The organism is Nostoc sp., assembly GCF_036916655.1.
Lineage (GTDB): Bacteria > Cyanobacteriota > Cyanobacteriia > Cyanobacteriales > Nostocaceae > Nostoc.
This window is the reverse complement of record NZ_JBALFY010000079.1, coordinates 92040-106242: the sequence shown is the minus strand read 5'-3', so window position 1 is coordinate 106242 and position 14203 is coordinate 92040. Positions and strand designations below refer to the sequence as shown.

The 14203-nt window shown below is 42.8% G+C and carries 12 protein-coding genes and 2 tRNA genes; 4 read left to right on the top strand and 10 right to left on the bottom strand.

Going from position 1 to position 14203, the window contains the following annotated elements; genetic code table 11:
• Window positions 1-180: 180 nt before the first annotated feature.
• On the top strand, window positions 181-378 hold the full coding sequence (locus V7L31_RS22415; RefSeq protein ID WP_334698304.1) for a hypothetical protein: 198 nt from the start codon (window positions 181-183) through the stop codon (window positions 376-378).
• A gap of 125 nt (window positions 379-503) precedes the next feature.
• Here the strand turns inward: V7L31_RS22415 and V7L31_RS22410 are convergent, their stop codons facing one another.
• From V7L31_RS22410 to fbp, 9 genes are all read right to left on the bottom strand, one after another.
• Entirely contained in the window at window positions 504-1301 is a 798-nt protein-coding gene (locus V7L31_RS22410; RefSeq protein ID WP_334698343.1) for a WecB/TagA/CpsF family glycosyltransferase, read from the bottom strand.
• Between the two features lie 779 nt (window positions 1302-2080).
• Window positions 2081-2164, bottom strand: a tRNA-Leu gene (locus V7L31_RS22400).
• Between the two features lie 94 nt (window positions 2165-2258).
• On the bottom strand, window positions 2259-3398 hold the full coding sequence (locus V7L31_RS22395; protein WP_334698302.1) for an alpha-hydroxy acid oxidase: 1140 nt from the start codon (window positions 3396-3398) through the stop codon (window positions 2259-2261).
• Window positions 3399-3437: 39 nt separating this feature from the next.
• Entirely contained in the window at window positions 3438-3701 is a 264-nt protein-coding gene (locus tag V7L31_RS32690; protein WP_442944472.1) for a helix-turn-helix domain-containing protein, read from the bottom strand.
• Between the two features lie 400 nt (window positions 3702-4101).
• Window positions 4102-4386, bottom strand: coding sequence for a peptidase (locus tag V7L31_RS22390; RefSeq protein WP_334698301.1), 285 nt, complete (start codon window positions 4384-4386; stop codon window positions 4102-4104).
• Between the two features lie 468 nt (window positions 4387-4854).
• The gene (gene opcA / locus V7L31_RS22385) at window positions 4855-6231 is read right to left on the bottom strand and encodes a glucose-6-phosphate dehydrogenase assembly protein OpcA (RefSeq protein WP_334698300.1); all 1377 of its coding nucleotides are present in this window, start codon (window positions 6229-6231) and stop codon (window positions 4855-4857) included.
• Window positions 6232-6332: 101 nt separating this feature from the next.
• Entirely contained in the window at window positions 6333-7862 is a 1530-nt protein-coding gene (gene zwf / locus V7L31_RS22380) for a glucose-6-phosphate dehydrogenase (RefSeq protein WP_334698299.1), read from the bottom strand.
• Between the two features lie 112 nt (window positions 7863-7974).
• Window positions 7975-9120, bottom strand: a complete 1146-nt coding sequence (tal, locus tag V7L31_RS22375) for a transaldolase (protein WP_334698298.1) — start codon at window positions 9118-9120, stop codon at window positions 7975-7977.
• Window positions 9121-9457: 337 nt separating this feature from the next.
• Window positions 9458-10507, bottom strand: coding sequence for a class 1 fructose-bisphosphatase (fbp, locus tag V7L31_RS22370; protein WP_334698297.1), 1050 nt, complete (start codon window positions 10505-10507; stop codon window positions 9458-9460).
• A 358-nt stretch (window positions 10508-10865) separates the two neighbouring features.
• Between fbp and V7L31_RS22365 the strand changes: the two genes are divergently transcribed.
• The 3 genes from V7L31_RS22365 (at window position 10866) to V7L31_RS22355 (ending at window position 13461) form a co-directional block, all read left to right on the top strand.
• A tRNA-Val gene (locus V7L31_RS22365) sits at window positions 10866-10937 on the top strand.
• A gap of 566 nt (window positions 10938-11503) precedes the next feature.
• Window positions 11504-12283, top strand: coding sequence for a class II aldolase/adducin family protein (locus V7L31_RS22360; RefSeq protein WP_334698296.1), 780 nt, complete (start codon window positions 11504-11506; stop codon window positions 12281-12283).
• Between the two features lie 74 nt (window positions 12284-12357).
• Window positions 12358-13461 carry an LLM class flavin-dependent oxidoreductase gene (locus V7L31_RS22355; protein ID WP_334698295.1) on the top strand — a complete coding sequence of 368 codons (1104 nt, stop codon included), beginning with the start codon at window positions 12358-12360 and terminating at the stop codon, window positions 13459-13461.
• Between the two features lie 100 nt (window positions 13462-13561).
• Here the strand turns inward: V7L31_RS22355 and V7L31_RS22350 are convergent, their stop codons facing one another.
• The gene (locus V7L31_RS22350) at window positions 13562-14179 is read right to left on the bottom strand and encodes a Uma2 family endonuclease (protein ID WP_334698294.1); all 618 of its coding nucleotides are present in this window, start codon (window positions 14177-14179) and stop codon (window positions 13562-13564) included.
• Between the last annotated feature and the right edge of the window lie 24 nt (window positions 14180-14203).

Sequence of the window (14203 nt, the reverse complement as noted above, 5' to 3'; positions counted from 1 at the left end):
ATTAAAATGGGGTGGATTCCATTTTTGCAAAAGATATGAGTTGTTTGAGAACCAAGCGAAACCTTTTTGATATTCCCTGAGCAAGGGGTAAAGAATAGAGTACTAGCTTGATTTACAGAATTTTTGTAGAGACGTAATTCATCACGTCTCTACACTTTCCAAAAATTTTAAAATTTAGTTATGCTTGAAAAGATACAAGATACCCGACTTCCTGAAGAAGTCGGGTATCTGAGTTTTTTGGTGTTCTGCTCTAAAGTATCACAGCTAGAAGAGTTGTTAAATAAATTGCTAAATGGTCGCGTAGCGTCTGTCTGCGACACGCTGCGCGAACGCAGAGAAGAAAGTTTTATTATTTATAAAATAGGAGCTAAAAATTAAAATAAAGGTGATGCTAGGATTAAAGCACAAAATTCTGCGATCGCAATTTCCTCTGCATCTAAAATATGCTTCACTTGATAATGATTTCAGGTCTATTCCTCCTGAGCAGGAACACACATTTTTCTTCACTCCCCAGTTTCGTGAAGGAAGACTGCCGCAATCCGACTTGATGATAGTAGTTGCTTAGTAGCCAGCCATATAAAGAGTGGAATAGTCTTAGCATAGCGACTGAAAAGGCGGCGTGGTTCTTGAATACATCGATACAGCCATTCAAGCCCTAAGTCTCTAACTATGCGGGGTGCCCGCTTGTAAATTCCTGCATAAACAGGGAAAACTCCACCCAGTCCAATCATTACAGCTTGTATCTTCCCCTTATGTTGAGCTATCCAATTTTCTTGTTTAGGACATCCCAGAGACACTAAGACGGCACTAGCACCACTAGAGTTAATCTTTTTCACCAAAGCTTCGTCTTCAGTTTCAGTCAAGGGACGAAAAGGTAGAGGTTCCATCGCCGCAATCTTCACCTGCGGAAATTCCTGCTCTAACTTTTTTCGCATCTTAGAAAGAATTTCTGTTTGGGAACCTAAAAAGAAAATACTAATATTTTGTGTTTGAGTTAGCTGACACAATGCTAAGAAAATATCCATCCCTGCTACTCGGTCTTGGTAAATAGCTCCCATTTTCCGCATCATCCATACCAAAGGCATACCATCAGGAGTAACTATATCTGCATTTCGCAATATGGCAGCAAACTCTTGATTCCAATGAGCTTCAATGAGCATGTGTACATTTGCTACATATACACTTTTGCTCTCACGCCTACTCGCCCACTTCAATATTGTTTGTATTTGCTCATCAAAGCGTAAAGCAGTAATAGAAAAATCAAGCACTTTTTTAGTAGGTAGAAGCACTCTCGCCACAATCAATAACTCCTGTGTCCAAGAAAAAAATCCATAGATTACATACACCATTCCGAATATTGAATAATTCGCATCGGATCACTCCTGACTTTTTGTAGGCTTGTGTCATCGTTGGAAATTAACACATGGAGATGCAATTGCCTTCTTAATATACTTTTGACTCAATCGGTAATATTATAATTTTTTCCTGCTGTGTCCTAGCTTACTGTTTTAAGTTAGGGATTTTAGGGGCAGTGTGACAAAATTCATACTTCCTTCATAATTAATTTTTGATTAGTTCATACAAACATTATAATTCCAATAAATTTCTATAGATATGTATTTTATTTAGTAATATTTATTACACAGAATGCTTGCGTCGCCAAGCAAAATACCAGACAAGTCTACGGATTTTGATACGTAAGTATGCGCTTAAGAGCTTTAATTGAAATTTGGTATATTTTAAACGATGTAAAATAACTTTTTCCTATAGATTCCAAATCTATTACAGATTGAATTTATTCTCTATGTTGAAAATCCTTTCCCTAAATTTTATTTTGTTCCTAGATAAAAGCCCAAAAAACAAGGGGAAGATAAACTTATCTCCCCCTGCTCTCTCGTTTTTGTTATTGTCTGGTTTGTTACTCTCCTTTAGTCTTTGCCGTAGCATTTGCCTTTGTTTTTTGAGTTGCCGCTTTCTGGCAGAACCGCCTCTACCTTTATCATTCCTACCTTCTTTCCGGGGAGATTCCCATCTTTTCAGGCGCATAAGCTTTTTCACCTCTTTAGCAATTGTTTGGTAGTGGGCAGGAGGAGAATCGAACTCCTATGACCGTAAGGCCGCCACATTTTGAGTGTGGTGCGTCTACCAATTCCGCCACCCGCCCTTATATCTAACCTTAACTAGTATACACTAATTAAGTGATTTTGTAACAACTCTAAAAATTATTTCTCAAAGTTTTGCTGGAATAACAAGCAGTTTTAATAGTTTTCCCGCTTAAGACTTGGCAGGGTCAATAAACTAGGGTCGATATCCTGTACTTTGGCACAGCCACTAAGTGCCATTCCCACATTTAACTCATCTTGCAGCAGTGAGATGATATGAGATACGCCGATTTGTCCTGCTACGGCTAGTCCCCACAAAATAGGTCGTCCGATTAGTACTGCTTTTGCCCCTAATGCCAGAGCTTTAAGAATGTCTGTGCCTCTACGAATGCCTCCATCCAACAGCACTTCTACATTATCGTCTACTGCTGCTACTATTTCAGCTAGGGCATCTAAAGAAGCGATCGCACCATCAAGTTGTCTACCGCCATGATTGGAAACAACAATTGCTTTGGCTCCATATTCTACAGCCCGCACAGCATCATCTCCCCGTAAAACTCCTTTGATGACTAGGGGTAACGGAGACAAAGACTGTAACCATTCCAAATCATGCCAAGTGACTGCTGGATTTAGCTGTTGGGCAAAATAGGTAAATAACCCAGATTCGCCTTTTTCATGGGAAATATCTAATCCTGAGATGGTGGCAAGATTAGCCAGATGTAAGTCTTGGGGTAAAGCAAACTCATTACGTTTATCTCTCTCGCGCTGTCCGAGAACGGGTGCATCTACAGTTAAACAAAGTGCTTTGTAGCCTGCTTTATAGGCTTTTTCTACCAAAGCACGAGTCAATCCCCGATCTTTATGAATGTAAAGCTGGAACCATCGCAGAGAATCTGGAAACTGATTACATGCAGTCGCCACTTCTTCAATACTCTTTGTTGCCATTGTACTTAATACCATGCCTACACCAGCTGATGCAGCAGCTAGGGCTGTGGCAACTTCTCCGTCTGGATGGGCTAGACATTGAAAAGCCATCGGCGCAATTAACAAAGGTAGTTGCAGGGGTTGTCCTAAAATGGAGGTAGTTAGATTGCGATCGCTCACATCGACCAATATCCGAGGTCGTAGCTTGACTCGCTCAAAGGCAGCACGATTGTCTCGCAATGTGATTTCGTCCCAAGCACCACTGCTATAGTAATCAAGTGTCGTTTGAGGCAGACGCTCTTTTGCTAGCTTTTCGTACTCAAATAGGTTGATGGGTTGAAAGCGATCGTTGTTAGAAAAGTAGGTAGACATCGTTAAATTTAAGCATAATTTTTGTTCGTAGTAAGCGATTTACCGCTCTGCATAAAATTTTAAATGGCTAGAGTCACTTTCTATGGCTTGCTCTGCGCTATCTACAATTAATTCGTATTCACCAAGTATTTTACGTAAATCTTGATACTTTTTGCTATCTTTTTCTACTTCTTCTATTTGAGAAGCTGGTAAAACTTCTCTTAAAATTTCTACCCAATAATTAAATGTGTCATTAGCTTTTGTTTTGGAGATGTCAAAGAGTAAACCTAATATTTCAAAAATTGGTTTTTGTCTAAGATAAATTAGGCATAAGCAGATCCCTTAGGCATGAAGATATCTCCGGTTTTCGTCCACCCCCAGGAGCAATAATACGAGTTTTATTCCTTTCGATTTCTGCGCGTTTTTCTAAATGGCATTTTTCCGCTAAACTTACTAATACTAAGAATTACTCATAATCAATACCGATTAATCGCTTTGCTTCTTGCTGATGTGATTCAATTCTTGCCAGAGAACTTGTCATTATTCAATATACATATTTCTTAATTCTTGTTTGATTATCCCACAAAGATTATATTAAGGATAGGTCTTTTGGGATTAGCTATTGCCGATGCGATCGCTAAAACTCATGGAGGAGATATTACCGTCACCAGTTAAGTCAGTATTGGTAGCTGCTTTCAGATACGTTTGCCATTAGCTTCTTAGTTTAATTCTTAGGATTTTGCCGAGTTCTTTTACCAAATAAACCAGACATACTTAATCCTGTTGCCAACAATCCCAGAATTCCTAATCCGTTCAAAATTGGGTAGATTCCTTCAAGATGAAAAATTTCGCCTGTATGGATACCTAATAGGAATCTAGCTGGAACTCCTATACTAATAGACCACTCGCGAACAAACGTTACTAACATCCCAGTCAATACAGTTAAAATGAGTGGCACAGATAGGATGATGCCAAAGATCCGATGATACTTACGAAATGAACGTTTCATAGTAATTCTTCACTCAGTAAAAACTTTTACCAAACAATACAATGTAGGCTCAATATCGCCTAAAATGCAAAAACTTAATAGTAACGTGAGTTCGACAAGTCTTATTTGACCTCTCCCCAGCCCCTCTCCGTGTCGGAGAGGGGAGCAAAAAGCTTAATTTTTCGTTGCTCCTCCCTTTCCGTTTCGGAGAGGGAGATTGGGAGGGAGAGGTTCATCGAACTCACGTTAATAGTATTGTTTTATATCAGTTCCGTGAAATAGAAAAACCCTCCAGATGATTGAAATATCCAAAAATCTGAAGGGTTGGTATCAATACGGTTCAATTAGGGGTTATTGGTGTAGATAACAGGTCTATTGAAGACGCGATAAATCGCTGTCTCTACAAGTGTTTTGTTGCTCTATCTGAACTGTATTGGGGTTGTATTTGATTTGGGCAATTTTGGTAACTTTTATGCTTTCCAGGTGAGACTAGCTATTTGTTGCCAACTTGAAAATATTGGCTGTAATTCCCAGACTTTCTTCAAAAAGTGACTCGCGACCCCAACGTTGCACCTGCTGACTCAGCAATGCTTCTGCCTTTTGTTCTGAAAGTGAAGTCACCTGTTGAAACAAACCAGCAGATTGGGCACCGCCGTGGGTTTCCATCCGCATACAGCCACCAGTCTCCGAGCAAATCACTGTACCACAGTCTGCCTTCGGATTGGTCGAACTGAGGCGCAAAGCAATCAAGTCGCCAGCAATCTCGCCGACATCAGCCAGAGGAACACCCGCTAATTCTGCTTCTACTTGTCGTTGGTCTTGGGCAATAAAGTGAATGCGAGTGATGTCGTAATCTCCGATTTCCTTTTGATAAGAAACTGGCTGCCATGCTAGACGACTTGCTAGCCAACCCAAAAACAGCAATGCTTGTGCGGGGTTACCTTTTTCGTAATCAATAGTTACTCGGTCAACTTCCCGAAGGGCAGCCCGACGGTTAGGTGAGTCATAGGCTTCAGCTGTCAATTCCTGCCAAGCTGAGAGGCGACGCCAGTTGAGGTCAGCAAGGGGAACTCCACTATCCACCAATTCTTGCAGGCGGAGTAAATCACTTTCTGGTTCGTTAAAACGGCAAGAATCCACAATCACATTATTGCAGACTGCTGCTAGCCGCTTAAATAGAGCATTGTTGGGGACTGGTGTTGCTTTCCACCAAAGAAACTTTGGTAAGCCGCCAATCAACAATGCTGGAAGCATACCACCGATGCGTTCCAAGGCAGCAGCAGTACCACTAAGAGTTATGTATTCGCAGCAGATTAGTGTACTTGACGATTGCTTTTGGATGGGACAATAGGCAGAAACTTGAGCCTTGACCCCTTCATCTTCGCCAGTAATGGGAAATAGGGCAATAATCCGACAAGGATTGCGGAGGGCAATTTCATCGGCAATTCTGGGGCTTGGGGCATTTAAGCTGGGGAGTTCAATAGAACCATTATCTCCCGTAGCTCCGTTTCCTTGACGTTTGATGAATTCTTCTCTCAAGATAGCCAGGGTTTCAGATGTTGCTGTTCCTGTATCTGGCAGTGCATATTTTTTCTGCACTTGCCGCAAAGCAGCTTCCATTTGAGGCCCTAAAATCCCGTCAAGCGGGCCGTTGTAAAATCCCAAAGTAGCCAAAAGATATTGGGTTTCTTCAGGTTCGTAAACCACTAAGGTAAATGTCGTGGCCCGAGTAGCAGCAGGAAGCCCGCCATCCTCGCCAGTAATGCCGTAACTTTGCCAAATTTGATTAAGTTCCGCTTCTATTTCGTTAAGCGAAATATCTTTTGGCGCCTGAAGTGAAAAAATTGTAGAAGCTTGGGGAGCCATAGGAGGTTTTGGATTTTGGATTTTGGATTTTGGATTTTATCATTGGTCATTAGTCATTTGTCATTTGTTGTTACTAGTGACTAATGACTAATGACTAATATTTAGAGTCTGCGCCAGCGACGGCCATCTTGGTTAATTAAGAATTCTGCTTCTGCTGGTTCCCAGGTGCCGGCTTCGTACTGGGGAATAGTATTGGCGTCGGCGGGTGCATCCCAAACGGAAAGGGCTGGAGTTACTACCTGCCAAGCTGCTTCTACTTCATCTGCGCGGGTGAACAAAGTTTGATCGCCCATCATACAATCAAGGAATAAGCGATCATAGGCATCAGATGTAGCTTGGATGCCAAAGGAACCATAACTAAAGTCCATATCAACAGAACGGGTGCGGAATTCTGCCCCCGGCATTTTCACATCAAAACGCAGGGAAATACCTTCATTCGGCTGAATCCGCATCGTCAAAATGTTGGCGTTTGTTTGTTGGGCGGCAGATTGGAACATCCGAGATGGAACTTCGCGGAAGTGAATGGAAATCTCACTGACTTTTTTCGGCATCCGCTTGCCAGTACGCAAGTAGAAAGGCACACCTTTCCAGCGCCAGTTATCTACCAAAAACTTCATGGCGACGTAGGTAGGTGTGGTGGAGTTAGGATTAACACCTGGTTCTGTCCGATACCCTGGCGCTGCTTGACCCTTCATCCAGCCAGCACTGTACTGACCGCGTACTGCTGACCGGGACAGATTGTGAACATCAGCTAAACGAGTAGCTTGGAGTACCTTCACTTTTTCTGTGCGGATGCTGTCGGCATCCATTGCGTTGGGTGCTTCCATCGCCGTTAGACAGTAAAGTTGCATGAGGTGATTTTGCAACATATCCCGTAGTGCGCCGGCGCTTTCATAGTAACCAGCCCGGTCTTCCACTCCCACGGTTTCTGCTACAGTAATTTGCACGTGGTCAACAAATTGACGATTCCACAACGGCTCAAAAATCGCATTGGCAAAGCGAAACACCAGCAAATTCTGGACTGTTTCTTTACCTAAGTAGTGGTCAATGCGGTATACTTGGTTTTCTTTACAATATTTCTGTACCACTTGGTTAAGACTTTGGGCAGAAGCCAAGTCTCGACCAAAGGGTTTTTCAACTACTAGACGATGTTTGTAGGGATCTTCTAGCATCCCGGCGCTTCCTAGCTGCTTAATCGCTTCGGGAAAGAATGAGGGGGCAACTGAGAGGTAGAACATGCGATTACCTCGCGTGCCCCGTTTTTCGTCTAATTCTCCCAATAAGTTTTTTAGTTTCTGGTAACCTTCGGGATTATCTATATCTCCAGGGCTGTAGAACAAACCTTGAGAGAAATCTTGCCAGAGTTCTCCTAAATCGACATCAGGATGGGCTTCTTCCATGCCCTTTTGCATTTGTTCGCGGAAGTACTCGTGGCTCCATTCTCGACGTGCCACGCCAACAATGGTGGTTTCTGGGGGAATACGCCGTTCTCGCCGCAATTTGTAAAGTGCTGGCACTAGTTTGCGCCAGGTGAGATCGCCAGAAGCGCCAAAGATAACTATAATCTGGGGTTCGGGCATCCCTTGTTGTTGCAGACCAACGCGCAAGGGATTTTCTAGCAGACTAACCATAGGAATTTTGGATTTTGGATTTTGGATTTTGGATTGGGGATTAGGGACTGGGTATTGGGTATTGGGTATTAGGAAAATTGTTTACCAGTCCCCAGTCCCCAGTCACTAGTCCCTACACTGGTGACAATACCTTGATCTTGTCTTCTAAAGAGTTCATCAAGGACTGGAAGGGCTGGATAAACTTGTCGATACCTTCGACTAAGAGTTCATCCATTACGGTATCGAGATCGATGTTGATGTCGGGATCTTTGAGGTTTTCGATCAGTGTGTAAGCATTTTCGACATTTGTTTCTAAGCGATCGCTTACGTTACAATGATCGGCACAAGCTTTAATGGTCGCTGGTGGTACGGTGTTGACGGTATCATGGCCAATCAACTCTTCGATATACATCACATCTCTGTAGTTGGGGTCTTTGGTGCCGGTGCTAGCCCAAAGTAGGCGTTGTTGTGTAGCCCCTTTTGCTGCCAATTCTTGCCAACGCTCGCTTCTAATGATTTTCTTGTATTCCTGATACGCAATCTTAGCGTTAGCGATCGCAACTTTCCCTTTGACAGCTTTTAGCTTTGCTTCCACTGCAATATCATCAACGCCTTTTTTTAACTTAGCATCAATTTTGGCGTCAATGTTGCTATCGATCCGGCTGAGGAAGAAACTGGCGACTGAAGCAATTCTACTGATGTCTTTACCCTCAGCCAGCCGTTTTTCTAAGCCCTGAATATAAGCCCAAGCTGTGTTTACATAGCTTTCTACAGAAAACAGTAGCGTAATATTAACATTCATCCCTTCGGCTATTACCTGTTCTACTGCTGGCAAACCAGGTTCAGTACCGGGAATTTTAATCATCAGATTTTCCCGATCAATTTCTTGGAAATAGCGTCTGGCTTCGGCTATGGTTGCTTCAGTATCATGGGCAATGGTCGGCGGGACTTCAATACTCACATAACCATCTAGTCTATCCGAGGCTTCATAAACAGGGCGTAAAATATCACAGGCATTACGGATATCTGCAAAAACTAGCGATTCGTAAATTTTGTATGTCGGTAAGCTAGCCCGAACTCCAGCTTCGATATCGGCATCATAAATAACGTTACCAGCGATCGCTTTCTCAAAGATAGCTGGGTTAGAAGTAATCCCAGATATACCTTGATTTTCAACCAGTTCTTTGAGTTCACCTGATTGAATAATGTCACGGGTCAAATTATCCAGCCAGATACTTTGACCGTATTGGTTAATTTCTAGTAGATGATTGGTAGCCATAGCTAGTTTATTTCACTCCTGTATAGTGATGCTTCTAAGTAAAGTTGGCAAAACCCATCAAATATTGATGGTTACTTTTGAATTGTGGCGTTGCCAATCACTTATTGCATCGGCCAGCTGAGATAATCTTTAATTGATCTTTAAAAAGCGCTATTTTGCATTCCCAATCCTAAATCATCATGATTAACGTTTAATTAATGGCAGATGCTAGACGCATCCTGATACTTTTGTCTCTATCTTCTAGTCCCGCATGGCAAAAATAACTATCCAGTTGAAAAAAGTTCAAAAATTTAATTAATTTACAAGCTTTTTTTCTCCTGTCTTCTGCCTTCTCACACTAATGTCCGTTTTGAATAAAAGACTCCACCTTTGCTACATCCTCTTTGCTACCAATAATTAAAGGCGTGCGCTGATGCAGTTTTTTCGGCACTACATCCAAGATATCCATTAGTCCGGTGGTAGCACGACCGCCTGCTTGCTCAATCAAAAAGGCCAGAGGAGCAGTTTCATAAAGCAAGCGCAATTTCCCTTCTGGATTTTGAATTGTACCGGGGTAGAGAAACACGCCGCCTTGAACCAAAATTCTATGGATGTCGCTCACCATTGCGCCGCTATAACGAGCGCTGTAGCCTTCTGTACGATGAACGTAGCGGATGTATTCTCGAATCGATTCTTCCCACTGCCAGAAGTTACCTTCATTCACGCTGTAAACAGAACCGTGCTTAGGAATACGAATATTTTCTTCTGTGAGAATAAACTCTCCTAAGCTGGGATCGAGAACAAAGGAATGAACGCCCTTACCTATAGTATAAACCAGCATTGTGCAAGGCCCATACAGGATATATCCAGCAGCAAGCTGCTTACGTCCATTGGTGAGCAGGTCAGTTGCCTTACCATCGCTATCAGTTCCTTCTTGTTGGCGAATGGCAAAAATGGAACCTAAACTGAGATTATTATCAGTGTTGGATGAGCCATCAATTGGATCGTAGAGCAGCGTATAGCGTCCAATGGGGCAATTTTCGGGGATGTAATAGGGATTTTCCATTTCCTCAGAAGCCAGGCGACAGACTAAGCCGCTTTGCTTAAACACTGAGATAAATACATCATTGGCATAGACATCCATCTTTTTGACGGATTCGCCTTGGACATTAACTTCCCCAGTAAATCCGAGAACGCCTTCCATTAAACCAGCACGACTCATGCGACGAGCAACGAGTTTGCCAGCAAGGGCGATGCGATTCATCAGCGCACTTAAATCCTGTGCATCTGGCGAAAAACTCTGAAGTTGCTGGAGGACGTGACGAGATAAGGTTGTACAATCACGATCTAGAGCTAAGTCTGTAGAGTCGTAAGTAGATAAGTCTAAAGATTCTGGCGTTTTAGCCATTTTTTATGTTCTCCGCAGCCACTAGCTGTTAATTGGGTGTTAGTCGTGTATGGCAACTTATGGTTGCTGCTTCTATCTTAGGAAGGTAATTTGCTAACTTAGATGCGACTTTAGATAAACTAAAGAAATGAATCTTCAGTGACCCCACACCCAGAGCAAAGATACGTAGTACAGCACGGCGGAAATAAACTTTTTACTCAGCACTCGTTACTCAGCACGGGCTAAACGCCCCGCTATCCATGTACAGCACTGTTTTGGTGATTTATATGAAGAACGCGGGAGGCACGAGATTTTCGTCCTTTCTCGTTTAAAGAGAGAATGCTAATGTGAGCAAGTGTATGATATAATTAGAAATCTTGGGCGATTAGCACAGGGGTAGCGCACATCCTTCACACGGATGGGGTCACTGGTTCAATTCCAGTATCGCCCACTTAAGTAATATCAAAAGTTTCAGCTAATTAACTTTCAAAGTGACTACGAAAATCTCGTTTTTTCTCTTTGCACCTGTGTAGTTTAGAATAGTTTTATCTTCACTGAATGTATAAACAAGAGCTTTTCGGCAATAATATTGGGATGATGTAGCTAAAGATTTAGCTTGTTTATTTAAATGAACTGTGGTAAATTCATTTAGACTTAAACTACTGTAAGTCGGTCGAGTTGTAGTAGTTTATTTGATAGTATAACTACTCTAGTTAAGAAATTTGTTGTCGCTAGGTAGTTTAAAAGCTGACATCAAGTAATTAGTAACGTATTTACGGTTATTGTCAAAAGTTATTTGTAGCATTGCCTACTGGACATGATTGAACAATACGTATTTGCAGCGATAAAAACTGCGTAGGCGCAGCCCGTCGTAGACATCGCCACTAAGCAATAACCATAAATCCTTTATTGTCTCGCTAGTTTAATGGTGAAGCAGTGTTTATAAACCTTGACGCTTTCACCAGCAATGAGGCAGCACCCTGCATCTAGCCAATCCATACGTAGGAGTTGAAAATTATGGTGCAAACTTCTCTCGTCCGTCCCAGCAATCCCTTCCAACCACCGACCTTCGTTTCTATTGAATCGGAGCGTCGTCATCGCCAAGAACGTTTGGCAGCAGCTTTTCGGGTATTTGCGCGTTTTGGTTTTGCTCAAGGATTGGCAGGACATATCACTGCCCGCGATCCTGAACTTACCGATCACTTTTGGGTAAATCCCTTTGGGATACATTTCAGCCGCATTCGCGTATCTGACTTAATACTAGTAAATAGTGAAGGTCAAGTAGTCCAAGGTGAAGGCAAAGTTAGTCAAGCAGCATTTGCGATTCACTCTCAAATCCACGAAGCCCGCCCCGACGTTATCGCTGCGGCTCATGCCCATTCCTTTTATGGCAAAACTTGGTCATCTTTGGGTCGCTTGCTCGACCCGATTACCCAAGATTCCTGTGCTTTTTATCAAGACCATGCTCTATTTGATGATTTTACAGGCATTGTCTTGGAGACAAGTGAAGGAAAACGCATTGCTCAAGCACTAGGCAAAAACAAAGCTGCGATTTTACGCAACCACGGCATATTGACTGTGGGACACAGCGTAGATGAAGCTGCTTGGTGGTACATCAGATTAGAGGATACTGCTAAAGCACAGTTGCTAGCAGAATCCGTAGGAAAACCTATCCTGATTGACCATGACATCGCCTTAAATATCCAACAACGCGGCGGTACTCACCAAGCAGGCTGGGGTGGATTCCAGTATTTATGGGATGAAATTACCCACGAGCAGCCAGATTTGTTTGATTAGGTATTGGGGATAAGGGGTAATGGGGATTGGGGATTAGGAATAACCAATCCTCAACATTTTTAGGAGAATTAATTATGCCAGTTGAATTTATTGGATTGATTCGGACAAAGCCAGCTTCGGAATTAAATAGTACACCAGGTAGTTTGGGCGATGACATCATTGATCCGGCTTATGTTCGTGAATTTGCCAAAGCTCATGAAGAAGGAGGCTTTGATAAAGTACTGATTGGCTATAGTTCTAGTAGCCCTGATGGTTTAACTGTTGCTAGTTTTGCAGCTTCGGCAACCGAGCGATTGGGCTTTTTGATTGCTCATCGTCCGGGTTTTGTAGCACCAACTCTGGCAGCTCGTAAGGCAGCTACCCTTGACCATTTTACCAACGGTCGAATCGCAATACATATTATTACTGGTGGCAGTGATGCTGACCAGCAAAAAGATGGTGACTGGCTAGATCATGATAGCCGCTACCGCCGCACCGATGAATATTTAGAAATTGTTCGTCGCGTCTGGACAAGCGACACTCCCTTTGATTATGAGGGTGAATTTTATCGCATTAAAGATGCTTTCTCAGCAATCAAGCCGCTACAACAGCCCCACATCCCCCTTTACTTTGGTGGTGCATCTGGGCCAGCTGTGCAGGTAGGAGCCAAACACAGTAATGTCTACGCCTTGTGGGGTGAGCCAATTGCCGCAGTTAAAGAACGAATCGCAGAGGTTCGTGCTGCCTTACCAGCAGGTCGTTCGATTCGCTTTAGCGTCTCCCTGCGACCGATTCTTGGTGCTACAGAACAAGAGGCTTGGGAGAAGGCACATAAGATTTTAGCGCGAATTCAAGAGTTGCGCGGAGGGGCGAAAGTAGCTGCGCCAGCTAGACCCCAAGCCGTAGGGTCACAACGCCTACTGGATTTTGCAGCTAAAAATGAGGTTTACGATAAGCGTCTCTGGACACCGATCGCAGCGGCTACTGGTGCGGCAGGTAACACTACAGCCCTAGTGGGTACACCAGAACAAGTAGCTGAAGCTTTGGTTGATTATTACGATGCAGGTGTGACTACCTTGTTGATTCGCGGCTTTGATCCTCTAGAGGATGCGATCGCTTATGGGCGTGATGTCATTCCTTTAGTACGTGCAGAAGTCGCACGGCGAGAACGCCAAACGGTTGGAGTTTCGAGTAGATAAGGTTCAATTAATGTGATTTCTAACGAACTTTTCCCATCTTTGAACTAAAGTTCAATTCTGTCCCTCTCTAATTCAGAGAGGGACAATTTTACTTACTTAATTATTGACCAGCATGAAAAACTTGTTCTGCCGTCAAAATTAACTCAGGGAAAGTAGGAGATATAATTTTATCGCTACCCCGAAACTGAGTGACTTGGTATTCCCCATCAATTAGCTGATAGATTGAAAAAGTGGGTTGTTTAGGACTACCGATAAATTTTCTAGCTCCTAATGCTGCATAGTCAACAATCCAATATTCGGGAATGCCTATCTCCTCATAATCGGCAAGTTTGAGATAGTAATCATCGCGCCAATTTGTACTGACCACCTCAATAACTAAAGGAATTGATGTACCCTTGGTTACAGTAGAAGATTTTTCCCAAAGCGGTTCATCAACTAAAGCAGTGTCATTGAGGATTAATATATCTGGGAAATAACCTGATTCTCTTTGGGGTGGTCTTACTATTGCTTGATTGGGAATAAAGTAGGGGAGATTTAATCGTCTAAACTCTAAAGTTAATTCAGCAGCCGAAAATCCTTTTATTCTTTCATGCTTCCCTGTAGGCTGTGCCATTTCGACAATTTCCCCATTGTGCAGTTCGTAGCGTACCCCAGAATTTTCAGGATACCATGCGATAAAGTCGTTAAAGGTAACTATTTTTGGTAAAGCTTGGGTCATAATAATTGATGACTGTGGGTTTGC

What these genes read in the sequence shown, in the direction of transcription:
- V7L31_RS22415 (WP_334698304.1), top strand. Translation starts at nt 181, where the DNA reads ATGCTTGAAAAGATACAAGATACCCGACTTCCTGAAGAAGTCGGGTAT.
- V7L31_RS22395 (WP_334698302.1), bottom strand. Translation starts at nt 3,398, where the DNA reads ATGTCTACCTACTTTTCTAACAACGATCGCTTTCAACCCATCAACCTA.
- V7L31_RS22390 (WP_334698301.1), bottom strand. Translation starts at nt 4,386, where the DNA reads ATGAAACGTTCATTTCGTAAGTATCATCGGATCTTTGGCATCATCCTA.
- opcA (WP_334698300.1), bottom strand. Translation starts at nt 6,231, where the DNA reads ATGGCTCCCCAAGCTTCTACAATTTTTTCACTTCAGGCGCCAAAAGAT.
- zwf (WP_334698299.1), bottom strand. Translation starts at nt 7,862, where the DNA reads ATGGTTAGTCTGCTAGAAAATCCCTTGCGCGTTGGTCTGCAACAACAA.
- tal (WP_334698298.1), bottom strand. Translation starts at nt 9,120, where the DNA reads ATGGCTACCAATCATCTACTAGAAATTAACCAATACGGTCAAAGTATC.
- fbp (WP_334698297.1), bottom strand. Translation starts at nt 10,507, where the DNA reads ATGGCTAAAACGCCAGAATCTTTAGACTTATCTACTTACGACTCTACA.
- V7L31_RS22360 (WP_334698296.1), top strand. Translation starts at nt 11,504, where the DNA reads ATGGTGCAAACTTCTCTCGTCCGTCCCAGCAATCCCTTCCAACCACCG.
- V7L31_RS22355 (WP_334698295.1), top strand. Translation starts at nt 12,358, where the DNA reads ATGCCAGTTGAATTTATTGGATTGATTCGGACAAAGCCAGCTTCGGAA.
- V7L31_RS22350 (WP_334698294.1), bottom strand. Translation starts at nt 14,179, where the DNA reads ATGACCCAAGCTTTACCAAAAATAGTTACCTTTAACGACTTTATCGCA.